17 protein-coding genes are annotated in these 18,708 nt (G+C 66.7%); 1 reads left to right on the top strand and 16 read right to left on the bottom strand.

Going from position 1 to position 18,708, the window contains the following annotated elements; translation table 11 throughout:
• Positions 1-175 precede the first annotated feature (175 nt).
• The 5 genes from urtA to JHD80_RS02760 all read right to left on the bottom strand — a co-directional run bounded on the left by urtA (position 176) and on the right by JHD80_RS02760 (position 6,251).
• Positions 176-1,471 carry an urea ABC transporter substrate-binding protein gene (gene urtA, locus JHD80_RS02740; protein ID WP_199084841.1) on the bottom strand — a complete coding sequence of 432 codons (1,296 nt, stop codon included), beginning with the start codon at positions 1,469-1,471 and terminating at the stop codon, positions 176-178.
• A gap of 363 nt (positions 1,472-1,834) precedes the next feature.
• The gene (locus JHD80_RS02745) at positions 1,835-3,145 is read right to left on the bottom strand and encodes an amidase family protein (RefSeq protein WP_199084842.1); all 1,311 of its coding nucleotides are present in this window, start codon (positions 3,143-3,145) and stop codon (positions 1,835-1,837) included.
• Between the two features lie 46 nt (positions 3,146-3,191).
• The gene (locus JHD80_RS02750) at positions 3,192-4,115 is read right to left on the bottom strand and encodes a LysR family transcriptional regulator (RefSeq protein WP_199084843.1); all 924 of its coding nucleotides are present in this window, start codon (positions 4,113-4,115) and stop codon (positions 3,192-3,194) included.
• Positions 4,116-4,224: 109 nt separating this feature from the next.
• Positions 4,225-4,905, bottom strand: a complete 681-nt coding sequence (locus tag JHD80_RS02755; RefSeq protein ID WP_199084906.1) for a DUF2848 domain-containing protein — start codon at positions 4,903-4,905, stop codon at positions 4,225-4,227.
• 23 nt (positions 4,906-4,928) lie between these two features.
• Entirely contained in the window at positions 4,929-6,251 is a 1,323-nt protein-coding gene (locus JHD80_RS02760; protein WP_199084844.1) for an MFS transporter, read from the bottom strand.
• Positions 6,252-6,711: 460 nt separating this feature from the next.
• On the opposite strand from JHD80_RS02760, the gene JHD80_RS02765 reads away from it, so the two are divergent.
• Positions 6,712-8,175 carry an NAD-dependent succinate-semialdehyde dehydrogenase gene (locus JHD80_RS02765; protein WP_199084845.1) on the top strand — a complete coding sequence of 488 codons (1,464 nt, stop codon included), beginning with the start codon at positions 6,712-6,714 and terminating at the stop codon, positions 8,173-8,175.
• 75 nt (positions 8,176-8,250) lie between these two features.
• Here JHD80_RS02765 and JHD80_RS02770 read toward each other — a convergent pair whose 3' ends face one another.
• The 11 genes from JHD80_RS02770 to JHD80_RS02820 form a co-directional block, all read right to left on the bottom strand.
• Positions 8,251-9,069 carry a MipA/OmpV family protein gene (locus JHD80_RS02770; protein ID WP_199084846.1) on the bottom strand — a complete coding sequence of 273 codons (819 nt, stop codon included), beginning with the start codon at positions 9,067-9,069 and terminating at the stop codon, positions 8,251-8,253.
• 76 nt (positions 9,070-9,145) lie between these two features.
• Positions 9,146-10,522, bottom strand: coding sequence for a sigma-54-dependent transcriptional regulator (locus JHD80_RS02775; RefSeq protein WP_199084847.1), 1,377 nt, complete (start codon positions 10,520-10,522; stop codon positions 9,146-9,148).
• The gene (locus tag JHD80_RS02780) at positions 10,519-12,234 is read right to left on the bottom strand and encodes a sensor histidine kinase (RefSeq protein ID WP_199084848.1); all 1,716 of its coding nucleotides are present in this window, start codon (positions 12,232-12,234) and stop codon (positions 10,519-10,521) included. The genes JHD80_RS02775 and JHD80_RS02780 overlap by 4 nt, the downstream gene beginning before the upstream one ends.
• Positions 12,235-12,265: 31 nt before the next feature.
• On the bottom strand, positions 12,266-12,745 hold the full coding sequence (locus tag JHD80_RS02785; RefSeq protein ID WP_199084849.1) for a DUF2147 domain-containing protein: 480 nt from the start codon (positions 12,743-12,745) through the stop codon (positions 12,266-12,268).
• On the bottom strand, positions 12,732-13,139 hold the full coding sequence (locus JHD80_RS02790; RefSeq protein WP_199084850.1) for a DMT family transporter: 408 nt from the start codon (positions 13,137-13,139) through the stop codon (positions 12,732-12,734). Before JHD80_RS02790 ends, JHD80_RS02785 begins: the two co-directional genes overlap by 14 nt.
• Entirely contained in the window at positions 13,136-14,260 is a 1,125-nt protein-coding gene (locus JHD80_RS02795; protein WP_210339787.1) for a GNAT family N-acetyltransferase, read from the bottom strand. The genes JHD80_RS02790 and JHD80_RS02795 overlap by 4 nt, the downstream gene beginning before the upstream one ends.
• A 29-nt stretch (positions 14,261-14,289) precedes the next feature.
• The gene (locus JHD80_RS02800; protein WP_199084852.1) at positions 14,290-15,141 is read right to left on the bottom strand and encodes an alpha/beta fold hydrolase; all 852 of its coding nucleotides are present in this window, start codon (positions 15,139-15,141) and stop codon (positions 14,290-14,292) included.
• 11 nt (positions 15,142-15,152) lie between these two features.
• Positions 15,153-15,515 (bottom strand): EamA family transporter, encoded by a 363-nt coding sequence (locus JHD80_RS02805; RefSeq protein WP_199084853.1) that lies wholly within the window; start codon positions 15,513-15,515, stop codon positions 15,153-15,155.
• Positions 15,512-16,429 carry an arginase family protein gene (locus tag JHD80_RS02810; protein ID WP_199084854.1) on the bottom strand — a complete coding sequence of 306 codons (918 nt, stop codon included), beginning with the start codon at positions 16,427-16,429 and terminating at the stop codon, positions 15,512-15,514. Before JHD80_RS02810 ends, JHD80_RS02805 begins: the two co-directional genes overlap by 4 nt.
• Before the next feature lie 17 nt (positions 16,430-16,446).
• Positions 16,447-17,889: an aspartate aminotransferase family protein gene (locus JHD80_RS02815; protein WP_199084855.1), complete on the bottom strand. Its 1,443-nt coding sequence runs from the start codon at positions 17,887-17,889 to the stop codon at positions 16,447-16,449.
• Positions 17,882-18,601: an MtnX-like HAD-IB family phosphatase gene (locus tag JHD80_RS02820; RefSeq protein ID WP_199084856.1), complete on the bottom strand. Its 720-nt coding sequence runs from the start codon at positions 18,599-18,601 to the stop codon at positions 17,882-17,884. The genes JHD80_RS02815 and JHD80_RS02820 overlap by 8 nt, the downstream gene beginning before the upstream one ends.
• Positions 18,602-18,708 lie beyond the last annotated feature (107 nt).

The following is an 18,708-nucleotide window of genomic DNA, read 5'->3' on the forward strand; positions in this document are numbered from 1 at the left end:
GGGGCCCTGGAGGGTGCCCCCGGATCCATGCCTGAACCTCTTTCGGAAAGGCTCAGGCATGGATCCCGGCTCTGCGCTTCGCTCCGGCCGGGATGACGGAGTGAAGGCGAACGAGGTGGGCGGAGAATGAAGGGCGGCCGGGATGTTTCCCGTGCCGCCCTTCCCCCTCATGAAATCAGACGCCGCCGCACTTGCCGGTCTTGACGTTGAAATTGCCGCATTTCTTCTCGACCCAGTCGCCGACGAGGTCCTTCGAGCCGTCGAGTTCCTTCGACCAGGCATCGCCAGGGACGAGGCCCGTGGTCTTCCAGACCACGTCGAACTGGCCGTCATCCTTGATCTCGCCGATGAAGACCGGCTTGGTGATGTGGTGGTTCGGAAGCATCTTCGAGATACCGCCGGTGAGGTTCGGCGCCTCGATGCCGGGCAGCGCGTCGATGACCTTGTCCGGATCGGTCGACTTGGCCTTCTCGACCGCCTTCACCCACATGTTGAAGCCGATGTAATGGGCTTCCATCGGGTCGTTGGTGACGCGCTTCGGGTTCTTGGTGAAGGCCTGCCATTGCTTGATGAAGGCCTCGTTCTCCGGCGTCTTGATCGACTGGAAGTAGTTCCACGCGGCGAGATGGCCGAGCAGCGGCTTGGTGTCGATGCCGGCCAACTCCTCCTCGCCGACCGAGAAGGCCACGACGGGAATATCGGTCGCCTTGATGCCCTGGTTGCCGAGCTCCTTGTAGAACGGCACGTTGGCGTCGCCGTTGATGGTCGAGACCACCGCCGTCTTCTTGCCGGCCGAGCCGAACTTCTTGATGTCGGAGACGATGGTCTGCCAGTCGGAATGGCCGAAGGGCGTGTAATTGATCATGATGTCATCGGGCTTCACGCCCTTGGACTTGAGATAGGCCTCGAGGATCTTGTTGGTCGTGCGCGGATAGACATAGTCGGTGCCGGCCAGCACCCAGCGCTCGACCTTCTCGTCCTTGGCGAGATAGTCGACGGCGGGGATCGCCTGCTGGTTCGGCGCGGCGCCGGTGTAGAAGACATTGCGCTCGCTCTCCTCGCCCTCGTACTGGACGGGGTAGAACAGGATGTTGTTGAGCTCCTTGAAGACCGGCAGCACCGACTTGCGCGAGACGGAGGTCCAGCAGCCGAAGGTGGCGGCGACCTTGTCCTTGGTGATGAGCTCGCGCGCCTTTTCGGCGAAGAGCGGCCAGTTCGAGGCGGGGTCGACGACGACGGCCTCGAGCTTCTTGCCGAGCAGGCCGCCCTTCTTGTTCTGCTCCTCGATGAGCATGAGCATGACGTCCTTCAACGTCGTCTCGGAGATCGCCATCGTGCCCGAGAGCGAGTGAAGGATGCCGACCTTGATGGTCTCCTGCTGCGCCGCCGCCGGCAGATAGGAAGACCCGAGGAAAGCGGCACCAGCCAGAGCGGTGCCGAGAAATTCGCGACGGTTGCTGTTCACGGCCATCTCCCCGAAGGAATGTTGCTGACGGCGCCCCCACGACGCCGACGGGCCGCGCGGCCCATGCACCATTCAACGCAAGCGATGTGCCAACAGCCGCGAGCCGCGGCATTCCCTAGGGAAAGGCCGATTTCCTTTGATTTTGCCTGACGACGCGGCTGCAGCGAAAATGCTGCGGCGCACCCAGGCGATCGGTAGAGATTCGTCTGTTTTTTAGGCGGCCGGTCTTTTGGCGAATAAATCGCTTATTTTTTCAGCAAATATACCTGCCAGAGGCGCGATCAATCGAGCAATCGACGTGCCGCAGCCCACGACGCAAGCCTTTGCCCGCGTCGTGGGCTGCGGGTGATGCAAACGGTTAACGAATCCTTAAGAGCGGCCGAGCGCAGCCTCGACGCTTGCCGCGATCGACAGCAGCGTGCGGTCCGCGCCGCGCCGGCCGATCAGCATCATCCCGACCGGGAGTGCCCCCGCCGGAACCGGCAGAGGTAGCGAGAGCGACGGCGTATCTAAGAGGTTCCCGACGCGCGGATTGCGCAGCACGAGGCCATTGGCATGGTGGAAACCGGCATCATCCGCGACGGAAGACAGGAGCGGCGCGCGGATCGGCGTCGTCGGCAGGAGATAGACGGTATCGTCCGTCATCGACGCCGCGAAAGCCGCGACCGCCGCTGCACGCCTACGCCGCATGCGGACATAGTCGACGCCGGAGATGCCGGCGCCGGCCTCGATGCGCACGCGCGTCTTGGAATCGACCTCGTCGAGGCTGGTCACACCGAGATCGCGCAAGGTCGCGCCGAGCTCGATCGAGGGGAAGCCGCCGATCTTGTCGAGCGCCGCGAGCGCATCGAGGCTCGGATCGAGCGAACCGTCCTCGACCTTGAGGCCGGCGCGGCGCAACCGCTCCAGCCCGGCCTCGAAGGCTTCGGCGACTTCGCTTTCCATCACATCGAACAGGCGCCCGCGCGCGACCACGAAGCGGGCCTGCGGCCGCGTCGCCAGCGGCGCTTGCGGCTCGCCGGCGAGGACGGCGTCGGTGATCGCGCAATCGGCGACGCTGAGGGCGATCGGGCCGACCGTGTCGAGCGTGCTGGAGAGCGAGAAGGCGCCGCTCGTCGGGACGCGGCCGGAGGTCGGCTTGAAGCCGACGGCGCCGGTCAGCGCCGAGGGGATGCGGATCGAACCGCCGGTATCGCTGCCGATCGCGATCTCGGCCATGCCGTCGACCACAGAGACCACGGCGCCCGAGGACGAGCCGCCGGGGGCGCGGCTGCGATCGTGCGGATTGCCGGCGACCGGATCATGGGCATTGGTGCCGAGCGCCGAGAAGGCGAACTCCGTCATCTGCGTCTTGCCGACGATAACGGCGCCGGCCGCGCGCAGGCGCTGGACGATCGGCGCGTCGGCCGTTGCCGGCGGCTGGCGGCGCAGTACGGCAGCGCCGGCGCGCGTCGTCTCCCCGGCCACGTCGAACAGGTCCTTGATCGAGACGATGCGCCCGTCCAGCGGCCCTAGCGGCTTGCCGGCCGCTATCCGGGCATCGGAGGCCTCGGCCTCGCGCCGCGCCGAGGCTTCATAGAGGGTCGTGAAGACCTTTCCGCCTTCGAGTTTGGGATCGCGGATCCGAGCGAGCGCCTGGTCGAGGCGCTCGGTGGCAGATGGGCGGGTCGTTGCGGTCATCGGAACACCTTTCTCGGATAACGGTATCGGCCACCGATCGGCGGCATCAGGAAAGCGGACGCGCGAGGCCGGCGCCGACGGCGGAAGCAAAGCGCATCGCCTCCTCGGCGATGAGCGTTGCCACGCCTTCGGCAGCGTCGCTGGTCGGGTCCTCGCGATAGCTGACCACGAGCCGCATCGGCCCGAGATCGACCTCGGAGGGAATCGTTGCGAGCGTACCCGCTGCCAGCTCGCCGTAAATCGTCGCCAGCGGCAGGGTGGCAATGCCGAATCCGCCGCGTATCAAGCGCACGATCGCAGCGATCGAGCCGACGCAATGCACGGTCGTCGGGGTGGCGCCGGCCCGCCGGCAGGCCTCCAGCAAGGTGCGGTGCGGCTGCGAGCCGCGCGTCATCGTCACGATCGGCCGGGATACGAGATCGCTGATCGAGAGCGGCGCCGCGTTGCCGCGACAATCTTCAGGCAGACCGACCCAGCCCAGTTGCATCGAGCCGATATCGCGATTGCTGATCCCCTCATGCAGCACCGGATCGGTCTGTACGGCGACATCGATCAGGCCGCGGCGCATGTCGTCATGCAGCCGCAAGGTCGAATCCGCGGTGAGCTGCACTTCCAGCACCGAATGCCGCTCGCGCAGCGCCGCCAGGAAATCCGGCAACCAGGTGTGGATCACGGTCTCGACGACGCCGATCCGCAGGACGCCCTTCAGCTCCCGGCTCGAATTCAAGGCAGAGCGCATGTCCCGTCCGAGGTCGAGCATCCGCTCGGCATAGCCGACGAGCAGCCGGCCGGAGGCCGTCAACCGCAATTCGCGCGGATCGCGATCGAACAGCTTCTGGCCGAGATCCTCCTCCAGCGTCGCGATCCGGCTGGAGACGGCCGCCTGGGTGAGGTTCAGCCGCTCGGCCGCCGCCCGGAAGCTGCCGAGCTTCACCACCCAGACGAAGGCTTCGAGGAAGCGCAGGTTCATCGCCACATCCCATGAGGGGGAAGCACCGGCGCCTCCACGAACTGCCGCGAGCATAGCGCGAGCGCCCCGATCCGCGACAGCCTATCCGCCCCCACCGATCGATGCTCGGTCAGGAGACGACCGGCAGCACTTCGATGTCATAGCCGTGACGCAGCGTCCGGCCGAGCACGGGGTCTTCAAGCTCCATCTCGAAACGCGTAGCGGGACGGATGCCGCCGATCGCGCCCGGCGTACCGCAATACATCGCCGTGCCCACCGGCAGCGTGTCGGCTCCCGTGTGCTTGCGGATCAGGTCGCGCGGGGTCTGCAGCGAGGCCACGGCGCTCTCCTGGTAGAGCGTGCGCACGCCGTCGATCGTCGCATAGGCGCGTAGGACCAGGCGGTCCCAATGCGCCTCGACCTCCTCGTAGCGCCAGAGCTGCGTGCCGACGGGCTTGCCGCAGAGCTGCTTGGAGAGCGCGATGCCCACGGCCTCCGCCTTGCGGTCGGTATGGTCGGAGCCGACGCCGACCCAGAGGCCGTCCGCAAGCGAAACGACGAAGGGCTCGACCTCGCCCGAGGAATCGGGACCGAGGACGACGAAGCGCTCCGCCTGGGTCAGGTTGGCGGCGGCGACCCGGTAATAGACCGGGGTGGTCGATGGACGCGGAATGCCCAGCGCCGCAAGCTCCTCGATATGGTGCTCGATCGCGGCCGCGTCGCGTCCGGCCCAGCCGGCGATGATCAGGTTGTCGATGGCCACCGCGATCCGGTCGCCGCCGGCCGTGGAGATGCGCTCGAATGTCAGCATGGTCATGACTTTCTTCGGTGGTTTCAGCGGACGGGTGCAGGTGCAGTCGCGGCAGGCGCCGCGATCTTGCCGACACTGAACAGCAGGATCGCCGCCAGCAGTTCGAAACAGGCCACGACATAGAGCCCCGAGGTCGCGGATCCCGTGATCTGGGTCGAAAGGCCGATCGTGTAGGGCGCGACGAAGCCCGCGAGATTGCCGACCGAGTTGATCACCGCGATGCCGCCGGCCGCCGCCGTGCCGGCGAGGAAGGTCTGCGGCATGGCCCAGAACACCGGGAAGGCGGCGAGGATGCCGACCGCCGCGACCGTCAGCGCGATCAGCGCCGCAGCGGCATGGCCGATCAGCGCGCCGGTCGCGGCAAGACCGATGGCGGCGATGAGCGTCGCGATGCCGCAATGCAGCCGCACCTCGCCCGTCCGGTCGGAGTGATTGCCGTTCCAGAGCATGGCGGCCGTGCCGGCGATGAAGGGGATCGCGGCTACGAGCCCGATCGTGAAATTACCCTGGACGCCGATCTCCTTGATGATCGAGGGCGTCCAGAAGGCGATCGTGGCGTTGCCGCTGACGATGCAAAAATAGAGCACCGTGCAGAGCCAGACCTTGGGATCCGTCAGCGCGGCCTTGAAATTATGCTCCTTGGCATGCGAGGCGGCTTCGCCCTGGAGGCGGGCCGTCATGGCCCCGGCCATCGCGGGCGTCAGCCAGGCGGCATCCTTCGGGCGATCCGGCAGGTAGGCGAGGACGACGATGCCGGCCAGGACGGACGGGATGCCTTCGAGGATGAAGAGCCACTGCCAGTTGGCGTGGCCCCAGACGCCGCCCATCGCGCTCATGATCCAGCCGGCCAGCGGCCCGCCGATCACGCCCGCGATCGCGAAGGAGGTCATGAACAGGCCGTTGATCTGCGAGCGCCGTTCCGCCGGGAACCAGTAGGTCAGGTACAGCACCACGCCCGGGAAGAAGCCGGCTTCGAAGACGCCGAGCAGGAAGCGCAGGATGTAGAAGGTCCATTCCGACTGGACCCAGGCCATCGCGATCGAGGTCAGGCCCCAGAGGATGGTGATGCGGGCGAGCGTGCGCTTGGCGCCGATCTTCTCGAGCAGGAGGTTGCTGGGCACCTCGAAGAGGAAATAGCCGATGAAGAAGATGCCGGCGCCGAGGCCGTAGACCGCCTCGCTGAATTTCAGGTCGCTCAGCATCTGAAGCTTGGCGAAGCCGACATTGACCCGGTCGATCCAGGCCAGCACGAACAGGAACACCAGGAAGGGAATGAGCCGCCAGGCCGCGCGGCGGTAGCCTTCCTGCGCGAGGGAGATGTCCCCGCCGCCATTCTCGCTCGTCATCGTCAGAACCTCCCTCTTTGGGCGCGCTCGATCGCTCGCCCCCTCGAAGAAGGCGTCGTCGTGCTGCGGATTGTCGTCGAGAGGCCGCCGGCTGGCAGATCAGCGACCGCCTTGCGTTGAAAATACCCCGGCGGACGCTCAGCCGACGAACGGAATATTTCGATCGCCGGCGACAAGTTTTTCTTCGCGCGGCGCCTGATGAGGGCTCCGCCGATCCGGGCTGGCCCGTCTCCGCAAGGCCGGAGGCCGACACGAGCCATCCCGCATCCCCCGGATCATGAAATTGCTCCAGCCTCTTGTCTTATCGCATTTTCTTCACGCGGACCGGTGTCCACTTCACTCGAAAATGCTCTAAAACGGACCCGTGACATCCCGTCCGCAGCTCCCCATCGTCAGGGCCCTGCCTCGCGCAGGCGACGACACGCGGCTGTGCCTCCCCGTATTTCCGAAAGGCTGAATCATGTCCCAGTGGAGCGATTTCAAGCGCGACGCGATCTTCGTCGGCGGGCACTGGCTGGACAAGGCATCGGGTGGGACGATCGACGTCACCGATCCGGCTACCGGCCAGACGATCGGCTCGGTGCCTTCGGCCGGCGTGGACGAAACGCGCGCGGCGATCGAGGCCGCGCATGCCGCCTTCCCGGCCTGGGCCGCCAAGACCGCGCAGGAGCGCGCGGTGCTGCTGCGCAAGCTCGCCGACGAGATCATGAATCATCAGGACGCGCTGGCCGAACTCCTGACCCGCGAGCAGGGCAAGCCGCTGGCCGAGGCGAAGGGCGAGGTCGGCATGAGCGCGGCCTATGTGCTCTGGTTCGCCGAGGAGGCACGGCGCGTCTATGGCGACGTCATCCCTTCGCCCTGGGCCGACCGGCGCATCATCGTGACCAAGCAGCCGCTCGGCGTCGTCGGCGCGATCACGCCCTGGAACTTCCCGTCATCGATGCTGGCGCGCAAGATCGGCCCGGCGCTGGCGGCCGGCTGCACCGTCGTCGCCAAGCCGGCCTCCCAGACGCCCTATTCGGCGCTGGCCTGGGGCATCCTCGCCGAGAAGGCCGGCATCCCGGCCGGCGTGGTCAATGTCGTAACGGGCGATGCCCGCACCGTCGGCGGCGAACTCACCGGCAATCCGCTGGTGCGCAAGATTACCTTCACGGGCTCGACCCCGGTCGGCAAGGTGCTGCTGAAGCAGGCGGCCGAGACGGTGAAGAAGGTCTCGATGGAGCTCGGCGGCAACGCCCCCTTCATCGTCTTCGACGATGCCGATCTCGATCGCGCGGTCGAAGGCGCGATCGCCGCCAAGTTCCGCAACTCCGGCCAGACCTGCGTCTGCACCAACCGCTTCTACGCGCAAGCCGGCATCTACGACGCCTTCGTCGAGAAGCTGGCCGCCGCGACCCGCAAGCTCAAGCTCGGCTCGGGCCTGGAGGCCGGCGTCACCCAAGGCCCGCTGATCGACGAGAAGGCGCTCGCCAAGGTCGAGGAGATGGTGGCCGACGCCAAGGCCAAGGGCGGCACCGTCGCGACCGGCGGCAAGCGCTCGGACCTGGGCCTGAGCTTCTACGAGCCGACCGTGATCGCGGGCGCGACCAGCGCCATGCAGTTCGCGCGCGAGGAGATCTTCGGGCCGGTCGCGCCGGTCTTCCGCTTCGAGACCGAGGAGGAGGCGATCCGGCTGGCCAACGACACCGAATACGGCCTCGCCTGCTATTTCTACACGCGCGATCTCGGCCGCACCTTCCGCGTCTCGGAAGCGCTGCAATACGGCATCGTCGGCGTGAACGAGGGGCTGGTCACCACCGAGGTCGCGCCCTTCGGCGGCGTCAAGGAATCCGGCCTCGGCTCGGAAGGCTCGAAATACGGCCTGCAGGACTATCTCGACGTCAAATACACCTGCATCGGCGGGCTCGGCGCTGCGGCGCGCTAGCTTCAGGCGAAAATCTCTCCTGCCATTTCGGGCTCTTCGCAGCGCGAAGTCCCGGCATGGCAGCCAACGGGCCCGTCAGGGGGAGATCGTGAAGGAATAGGTCGCGCCGACGCCGACGGTGATCTGATCGCGCTGTCCCACGGTCTGCACCAGCGGCGAACGGGCCGCCTCATCGATCAGGCGGTCATAGCGGGTGAACAAGGTGGTCGCCCAGGCATCCGACCATGTGTATTCCAGTGCCGCTGCGACGCCGACGCTCTTGGCGCCGCCGGAGGGGCGATACGGCTCCAGAAAGCCGTTGGCCCGCGACTCCCTCGGGGTCACGCCGAAATTGCGACGCATGTAGGACGCGTCGCCAAGGGTGAGTCTCGGTCCGCCGGACAGCGTGAAGCGGCCGAACTTCTCGACCCAGTCGGCAGAGAAATCCGCCACCATGCCGTGATGGCCATGGAAGCCATGGCGAACCTCGACACGTGTGCGCAGCCGGTCGAGGATCGGCCAGAATTCGGCGAACACACCTCCCTCGACCGTCCAGGGCACGTCCCGCATGCCGAAGAGCCGGCGCTCCGAGGAGGAGTAGCGCCCCGCCCGCCAGCTCGCGGCCAGGCCGAAACTGAAGCGATCGCTCTCGTAGAGGGCATAGTCGAAGCTGTCGTCCGGCGCGCTGAAGCCTTCGGGCTCGCCGACGCGTCGCCAGGTGATCGAGGGCATGAAGGACGGGCCTGCCCCGTTCGACCCGTCGTATTTGGGGCCGAGCTGCAGCGAACCGCCGACCGAAACGATCCAGCCCTTGGCCGGTGTCGGGTCCGTCAATGCCGGGGTCGCCTCTTCGGCAGCGGCAGCGGTGACCGAAAGCAGGAACAGCCCGCCGATCCATCCAAAGCGATGACGCAACGCCTGCTCCCCACGCGCCCGACCGACGCCCGATGCCCTGATGATCGATGCTTGCGCCATGATTGTTGCAGCGACCTTAATCCGCGACGGTCCGGTTCAACCGGATATCGAGTTTCTTGATGCGATGCCAGAGGCTCCGCTCCGCGATACCCAGCATCCGCGCGGCCTTGACCTGGACGCCATCGCTGCGACGCAGGGCTTCGAGGATGAACTCGCGTTCGATGCGATCGAGCTCGGCGTCGAGATCTTGCGGCAGGCTATCGCGGCCGGCGCGACGCTGCCCTTCGAACAGGTCCCTCGGCAAGTCCTGAACATCGATCATGGCTGTCTTGGCGACGATCAGCGCGCGTTCGATGCAATTATGCAACTCGCGGATATTGCCCGGCCAGCCATGCGACGCCATGGCCGCCAGCGCGGCGGGCGAAAAACCCGAGACACGCTTTCCGACGGTTTCGGAGAGCGCCGCCAGGAAATGCGCGGCCAGCAGCGGGATATCCTCGGACCGCTCGCGCAGCGCCGGCAGGCGGATCGGAAAGACGTTCAGGCGGTAGAACAGGTCCTCGCGGAAGGCCCCCTGCTCGACCGCCAGCCGGATATCCTTGTGGGTCGCGGCGACGAGCCTGACATCGACGGCCTGGCTGCGGTTGGCGCCCACCGGCTCGAAGCTGCGTTCCTGCACGACCCGCAGGAGCTTCGCCTGGATGGCGAGCGGCATGTCGCCGATCTCGTCGAGGAAGAGCGTGCCGCCATCCGCCGCCGCGAAACGGCCGATCCGATTGGAGACCGCACCGGTGAAGGCGCCCTTGACGTGGCCGAAGAGCTCGCTCTCCAGCAGGGTCTCGGGGATCGCGGCGCAATTGACCGCGATGAAAGGCTTCGTCCGCCGCGGACTGTTGAAATGGATGGCGCGGGCGACGAGCTCCTTGCCCGTGCCGCTCTCGCCGTTGAGCATCACCGTCGCCCGCGTTTCGCAGACCTCAGTCACCTGCTCGATCACGCGGCGGAAGGACGGACTGTTGCCGACCAGCGTATCGAAGCTGTGGCGCCCCTCCAGCTCGGTGCGCAGGCGCTCGTTGTCGCGCACCACGTCGGCGAGGCGCAGCGCCCGCCGGATCGTCGCCGCGACGTCCTCGATCTCGAAGGGCTTGGCGATGTAATCGAAGGCGCCTTCCTTGACGAGCTCGACCGCGTCGCGCACCGCGGCGAAGGCCGTCAGGATGATGACGGGCATGTCGGGCCAGCGGCTGCGGGCCTCGCGCAGCAACCCGCGTCCATCCATCACCGGCATGCGCAGGTCGGTGAGCACGAGATCGAAGCGCGACTGCTCAAGCGCCAGGAGCGCGGCCTTGGCGCTCGTCACCGCGGTCGCGCTGTAGCCGAGATCCTCCAGCGCGGCGGCCAGCACGTCGCCCAGACGCTCCTCGTCGTCGACCACCAGGATGGCATGGCTCATGGGGTCATCCCCGTGCCGGCGCGCGGCAGCGAGAGGATGAAGACAGCGCCTTGCCCCTCCTCACCCTCGCATGTTGCCGTTCCGCCATGCGCGACTGCCACGCCCTGCACCTTCGCCAGCCCCAATCCTGTCCCCTTGACCTTCGTGGTGAAGAACGGATTGAAAATTTCCGTGCGGATCGCCGGCGGGACGCCCGGCCCTTCATCGCTGATCGCAAGCGATACCATCTTCGCGTCGGCGGTCAGCTTCGCGAAGATCGTGCCACCGTTCGGCATGGCATCCATCGCGTTCAGGACCAAATTGAGGCAGGCCTGATGGAGCTGGTCAGCGTCGCCCAGGATTTTGGCGCCGCCGCTGCCATCCTCGACGCGCAGGACGATGTTGCGCCGCGCCAACTCGGGCTCGGCGATGGCCGCGACCCGGTCGATGACGTTGCGCAATGGAAAGCGGCTCTGCACCAGGGGCCGCGGCTGGGCGAAGTCGAGAAACTCGCGCATCAGCGTCTCGATGCGGCGGACCTCGTCGATGACATAGCCCAGCATCTTCGCTTCGGTCTCGCCGAGCTTTGCGCGGTTGCGCACCACCTCGGTCGAGGTCTTGATGATGCCGAGCGGGTTGCGGACCTCATGCGCGATGACCATCGCCGCCTGCCCCAGCGCCGAGAGCCGGTCGCTGCGCCGAAGCTCCATTTCCAGTTCCTGCAGCTTGCCCAGCTGCTCCGCCATGCCGTTGAAGCCATTGGCGAGCTCGGCGATCTCGCGCCCGCCGCCGACCCCGACGCGCTGGCCGAAATCGCCGGCGGCGATCGCCCGGACCCCGCGCGTCAGGGCACGCAGCGGCCGCACCAGCACGTCGGACATCAGGCTGCCGACGAGCGCGGCGATGAAGCAGCCGATCAGGAAGATGCCGAGGAACAGGCGCTCGCGCCCGAGCTGTTCGAAGAAGCCCGCCTCGCTGCGCATGCCGATGAAGCTGACCGCGGCGAGCTTGCCGTCGATACCGCGAAACCCGGCATAGACGGCCCGGTAGACGCCCGCGCCGGCATCGGGGTCGAAGATCTCGTCTTCGCCGGCATCGAGGCGCGCCCGGATTTCGCGGGGCACCGTGACCGGGTTGTCGGGATGCGTCTGCACCACCGGCTCCAGCTCTCCGTCGAAATCGGAGAACAGGCGCACATCGAGCGAGGTCACGACCTTGATGCCGCCGAGATAGCTGTCGTCGAGCCAGGAGCCGACCAGGAGATTGGCCGGCTGGCCGTTGATCTTCACGGATTGCACGGCGCCCGCCATGATCCAGCGCTTGTCGTCGGCCGAGATCTTGAACAGGCCGAGCCCCGTCTTTTCCGGCAGCGAGCCGATCGAGGCGAAGCGGCGCGAGGAGAAGATCAGCTCGCCGCCGGGACGGTAGATCGCGATGAGATCGTAGCCGACCGAGTTCAGCACCGCGAATTCACGCTCGACGGTGCGCTGCATCCTGGCATCGTCGGTGCTGTTCTCGAGCCGATGGCCGATCACGCCCGCGACGCGCTGCGCCTCCTGCGCGGCTTCGGCGACCTCGAGCGCGAAGAAGCGCGAGGTCTCCCGAAGCCAATGCCCGACATTGTCCTCGAACGTGTCCGAGATCAGCTTCGCCGCGATGAAAGCCGAGGCCAGCATCGCCGGCACGCTGACCAGCATGAAGCCGATGACCAGCCGGAGCCGCAGCGACGTCATGCGCGCGTTTCCCTGGCATGTCGGCTGGGCGTCACGGCTGGCGCGTCCAGGTGTCGTCGTCGCAGATCAGCCCGCCGAGGACACAGCCGCGCACCACCAGCGCATCCGGCGCGGACAGCTCCAGCGTGGTTCGATACGTCTTGCCGTCGGCGGGGTTGTAGCCGCTGCCGATCAGGGTGCCGCTCGCATCCGGGGCAAAGCCGCTGAGCACCTGCATTCCCATGAGCGAGCGCGTCCGCAACCCCTCATTCGGGTTGAAGCGATCGACGCGGGGCTCCTTCAACCAGACGATCTTGCCGCACAGGGCGGAACCGCAGCGGGCGATCGCGATTTCCGACTCGCCGTCGGAATCGCGCCAACGGCCGACCACCTGCGTCATCGGGTCGGCCTGGGCGGGCATCGCCGCCGCCAGCGCCGCCGCCAGAACAAGGCTCCGCAAGCCAAGGAATTTCCGCGCCTTTTGGCGCGAACCAGCATCCACCTCGCTCGACAATGCTCTAAGCCCCTTCATGCCCATCCTCCGAACCGAGCAGGACGACGCCGAAGATGATCAGGGCGATGCCGCCGGCACGCAACAGGCTGATATGCTCGCCGAAAGCGCCCCAGGCGAAGAGCGGCACGGTGATATAGACCAGGCCGGTCATTGGGAAGGCGCGGCTCAGCGGCATGTCGCGCAGGATCGCCATCCAGACCAGGAAGGTCCCGAGATAGCCGATGACGGCGAACCAGACGCCGGGCAGCGTCACCGATTTCGCCAGCATCTCGAGGCCGAAATCCATGTCGCCGAGCCCCTCGGCGCCCCATTTGAATGCGATCTGGGTCCCGGTATCCAGCACGATGAAGGCGAGCCAAATCAGAATCTGCTGCCAGCGGGACGGCGCCTGCGTCGGCGCGAGGGCACTCATGCGGCCTTCCTTTCGATATGCCGGGCAAGGTCGTGATCGAAACGGTCGAAACCGAGCCAGGGACTCAGGCGGCGCAGCAGCCATTGCAGCGGCGCGGCCCGGTGGCGGACATAGATCGTCGACGGGACTAGGCGGCTGCCGAAGCGCAGCTTCGAAGCATAGGCCGTCTGGCCGCTCTGGAACAGCTCGATGCCCCGGTCGAGGCAGAAGCGGATATTCGCCATCCAGCTCACAACATAGAGATTGTGCTCGCGCGCTAGCGGGTAGCGCATGCCCAGGAACTTATCGATGACGCGGTCGGTCTCGACCAGCAGCAGGTTGAAGGCCGCGAGCTCCTCGCCGACCCAGTAGAGCGCGAAGACGGCCCGCTCGCCCAGCGCGCGGGAGACCGCCGCGAAATAGCCCGGCGGCAGCAGTTCCAGCTCGCCATAATCCAGGCCGCTCTGGGCGCGCGTCTCTTCATAAAGCGAATCGATGTCTGCGGCCAAAGGGCTGATATCGCTCCTGAACTCGATGCGGACATTGCCCGCCTTCGCGAGCTTGCGCCTGATATCCTTGCGCGTCGCCGTCGATAGCGAGGCGAGATAGGCGGCTTCGTCGGCATAAGGCAGGTCGAGCACGGCGACGGGCAGGCTGGCGAGGCGGGCGAAACCCATCTCGGGCAGACAATCCGCCTCGCGATCCTCGGCCGGTGCCAGGTCCTTCCAGACCGAGAGATGGGCGCGCTCGGCAATCACCTGACGCTGGAGCGCCTCGGCCAAGCACGCGAAGGCGGCGGCCCGGCCAGGCGCATCGAGCGTGGCCGCGAAACCGAGATGGCAACGTTCGGCATAGGGCGAGCCGACGCAGAGCGCCTTCAGGGTGACGAGCCCCGGCAGATGGCGGAACAACGCGTCGCCGAGGCTTCGCATCCGCCCCTGGAGCGGCGTATCGAGCCGGTAGTTCAGGCGGAAGAACGGGGCGACGGCGACGACCGCGCCGGCCGCTTCCACGACGATCGCCGCCATGCGCAAGCCGATGCCCGAGGCCGCGGCCGCCGTTTCACAGGCGACGTAATAGGCATGGCACTCGGCCTCCCCCGGCAGGCAGGCATCCCAGGCCGCAGCGTCGACATCCGCCACGCTGGCCGCGATCCGTGCCGAAAACGCAGTCATTCCGCGGCAACGACGCGCAGCCCGACCGTCTTCTCGTGAGCGGCGGCGGCCTCCAGCCGCGCCGCCAGGGCCAGCGAACGCTCGATGACGATGTCGCGCTGCTGGTCGATCGTGACGAGATGGTAGCTGTCGTCCAGAATGACCGCGTCGACGAGCCCGCCGAGATGGCGCTGGATGTAGAAGGCATTGGAGAGGCTCGCGATGTCGTCCTCGCGGGCATGCAGGAGCAGCGCCGGACAGCGGATCGTCGGCATCTCGCGGCGCGTCTGGGCGATCAGCGCCCACATCTGCTGCAGCGCGCCCGAAGGCGTGCCGAGCAGGCCGGCCTCGGCGCTGTTGCCGCGCGTGATCGCGGCCGTGATCACCGAGCGGGCCCGCAGGTCCTTGACGCCGTAGGGCTCGCGCTCAACGAAGCTGTAGCGGCGCGCGAACGGCGTCTTGATCAGCCACTTGAGCAGGAACGAGTAGCGCGGGATCGACCAGCCGTCGTACCAGAGGGTCGGCGCGTAAAGCGCAAGCCCGTCGACGCCCTCGGGGCGCGCGGCGGCGACATGCATCGCCATCACCGCGCCCATCGAGAGCCCGCCGACGATGACACGGTCGCAGACCGCCCGCATGCGGTCGAGCTCGTCGAAGACGCTCTGCGCCCAGTCGCGCCAGCCCGTCGCCAGCAATTCGGCCTCACCGGCGCAATGTCCGGCGAGCTGAGGGCAATGCACGGTGTGGCCCGCACGATGAAGCGCACGCGCCACCACCCGCATCTCGACCGGCGTGCCGCCAAGGCCGTGGATCAGCAGGAAGCCGGTGCGGCCGCCGGGATAGCGCAGGCTGAAATCAGGCGTCGTCACGTCTTGTTCCATCAGACTGTTCCCGCGACGATGACCACGCCGCACGTAATGAGGCAGGCACCGAACCATTGCCGGGAGCCGACACGCTCCCCCAGCAGGACGGCACTGGCAAAGGTGATGGCGAGGAAGTTCAGGCTGGCGACCGGGAAGGCGATCGAGAGCGGCACCTCGGCGAGGATGCGCAGCCAGATGAAGAATTCGGCGACATAGGTCGCGATGCCCGCCAGCGCCCAGCCCGAGCGCCCGAGGGCAATGGCCATCTCGCGCCAGTTGCCGCCCTCGGGCAGCTTGTCGGCCCCGAGCTTGAGGCAGAGCTGGCCGACCACGTCGCAGACGATCGAGAGGACGAACCAGAGCACGATGGTCAAGGTCATGACAGCACCCGCGCGAAACAGTCGATGAGTTCGGCATTCACCCGCGCGTTGACGGCAAGATCGTCGGCCGACGGGTGCAATCGCGGCGGGTGGTCGAAATAGGCGAGCGTCGCCCGGAACGGATCGGCGAAGCGCGGCTCGGACCAGTCGCCGCAGACATCGACGCCCGCGATCCGGCGCTCGCCGGCGAGGCGCTCGATCGCCGCGATCAGATGGTCCAGCGGCAGGCTACCCTGGTCCCAGTTGGTCAGGGCGTCGGTGCGGCCGAGCACGTCCTTGTCGATGGTCAGCCAGACGGCGCGGGTCGGAATCGCCTCTACAAGCTCGTCGAGGAAATCGACCCAGTTCTCATCAGCCAGGTTGCGCCAGTGGAGATGGTTGCCCTCCTGCCGGTAGCAGCGCGTGCGGCCGTAGCGCCCCCAGACCCGCGACGGCGGGTGCCGCCAGGGATAGAGCACGATGCGCCCGTCGCGGACCGCATCGAGATTGGCGAACTGCAATTCGGGCCGGACCAGATCGTCGCTGCAGGGGCCGATCGTCACGATCTTGCGGACATGCGGCAATTCCAGCGCCCGGTTGACCCAGGCACCGCAATTGACCGTCGCGGGGAAACGCACCCAGTCGGGATGATTGTCGAAATGCACGATCGTCAAAGGCTCATCCAGTGCCGCCACGAGACCCGCTGTCAGGTGATGGAAATCACCCGAACCGTAGAAGGTCACCGTGGTCTTGCCGCCGGCTGCGGATTGCAGCCGGGAGGCGAGGTCTTGCAGCGCCGACCGGCTGGCCACGATGCGAAGGCGGCCAGCCAGGTCGGCGGCATCGATGCGGGTTGCGGTGCCCGCATCGATACGGTGGCGCAGCGGCTCTTGTGCCGCCAGGCTTCCGTCGAGATCGATCACGCGCAGCCGCAACGTCGCCTCGGCCTGGATCAGGCGGTCGCGACGCGGGCGAAGAGCTGGTCGAGCAGCGCGATCGCGAGGTCGATCTCGGCGTAGCTCATGGTCAGAGCCGGCGCGAGGGTGATGACGTTCTTGTAGTAGCCGCCGATATCGAGGACGAGCCCGTAGCGCTTGCCGGCGACTTCGAGATCGGCCTTCATGCCTTCGTCGCACATCAGGTCGACGAGGCGCTTCGACGGCGTGTAGCTGTCATGCGGCTCGCAGATCTCGATGCGGAGCGCCATGCCGAGGCCATCGACCTCGCCGACGATCTTGTGGCGGCGCTTGAGCTCCTCAAGGCCGGCAAGGAAGTGCTTGCCCTTGGCCATGACCATGGTCTCGTAGTCCTCCTCCTCCATCATCTTCATCGCCTCGAGCGCGACGGCGGTACCGAGCGGGTTGGCGTTGAAGGTCGAGTGGGTGGAGCCGGGCGGGAAGACGGTCGGGTTGATCAGCTCTTCCTTGGCCCAGATGCCGGAGAGCGGGTTGAGCCCGTTGGTCACGGCCTTGCCGAAGACGATCACGTCCGGCTGCACGCCGAAATGCTCGATCGACCAGAGCTTTCCGGTCCGGTAGAAGCCCATCTGGATCTCGTCGACGACCAGCAGGATGCCATGGTCGTCGAGGACCTTCTTCAGGCCGGTGAAGAAATTCGGCGGCGGGATGACGTAGCCGCCCGTGCCCTGCAAGGGCTCGACATAGAAGGCGGCGTATTCGGCCTGGCGGGTCTTGGGATCCCAGACGCCGTTATATTCGCTCTCGAACAGGCGGGCGAACTGCGCGACGCAGTGCTCGCCATACTCTTCCTTGCTCATGCCCTTCGGGCCGCGGAAGTGATAGGGGAACGGGATGAAATGCGCTCGCTCGCCGAAATGGCCGAAGCGGCGGCGATAGCGATAGGACGAGGTGATCGCGGAGGCGCCGAGCGTGCGGCCGTGATAGCCGCCCTCGAAGGCGAACATCAGGCTTTTGCCGTTGCAGGCATTGCGCACGAGCTTAAGCGAATCTTCGACCGCCTGAGCGCCGCCGACATTGAAATGGACCCGGCCCTTGGCGCCGAACTTGCGCTGGGCGTCCTTGGCGATCATCGCCGCGAGCTCGATCTTCTCGCGGTGGAGATACTGGCTGGCGACCTGCGGCAGCGTGTCGATCTGGCGCTTCAGCGCATTGTTGAGGCGCGGATTGGCGTAGCCGAAATTGACCGCCGAATACCACATCTGCAGGTCGAGGAAGCGGTTGCCCGCCGCGTCGAGCATGAAGGAGCCCTCGCAGCCCGAGAAGATCTTCGGGAACTGCGTGTAGTGGACCGTGTCGCCATGCGAGCAGTACTCGGCCTCGAGCGCGAGCAGGCGCGCCTCTTCGGCCGCAAGGCCGGCGAGGTTCACCGAGGCAGCAGCGGCCAAGCGGTCCTGCTGAAGAACGCCGTCATCCATCGATCTTGTCCTTGAGGTGGAGGCCCGCCACGGCCGGGACGACGCCCGTCAGCATCTCTTCGAGGAGACGCGCCGCATCGGCGAGCTGGGAGAAGGCGTGGTGCTCCACGCCCGCCTGGACGCAATGCGCAACCAGGCCGTTCTTGGCGAAGACGAGATCGGCCCGCTCCGCGATGCAGAAATCCGAGCGGCCGTCGCCGACCAGGATGGTGGCGGGCCGGCCGAGGCTGCGCGCAACGCCGCATTTGCAGGTGCCGCTGGCACAACTGCCGTCACGGGCCGCATGCGGCGAGGTCAGGCGCCAGCGATCCCCGCCGATCGGCTCGATATGATTGGCGATGACCGGAAGCTCGGTGAGGCCGGCGCGACGCAACAAGGTGCGGATCGTGCGGTCGAGACCATCCGAGACCACCGTGACCGGAACGCCATGGCGCATGCAGGTCCGGACGAAGGCGACGAAGCCCCAATCGATCTCGAAGCTTTCGACGAAGGTGTCGAGCACGTCGGGCGAGACATGCAGCAGCGCGATCTGGCGCTCCATGCATTCGCGCGAACCGATCCGGCCCGCGACCCAGTCTTCCTCGATCGCCTCCCAGCCCGGCTCCGCGAAACGCGCGAGAATCCGATCGGTCGTGTCCGCCAGAGAGATCGTGCCGTCAAAATCGACAATCGCCTGCCACTGCATCTGCGTCGAAAGCCTCGCCTTTTTCACGAGCACCTTCGGCAAGCCCTGTGCCAAGCGCCAAGATATTGATTTATATGAGATTACTTAACTTCAAACGAATTTCGGAACACCCGATTTTGCAGGCCACTCCAAAT

The sequence above is a fragment of the Allobosea sp. ASV33 genome (genome assembly GCF_016428755.1).
Lineage (GTDB): Bacteria > Pseudomonadota > Alphaproteobacteria > Rhizobiales > Beijerinckiaceae > Allobosea.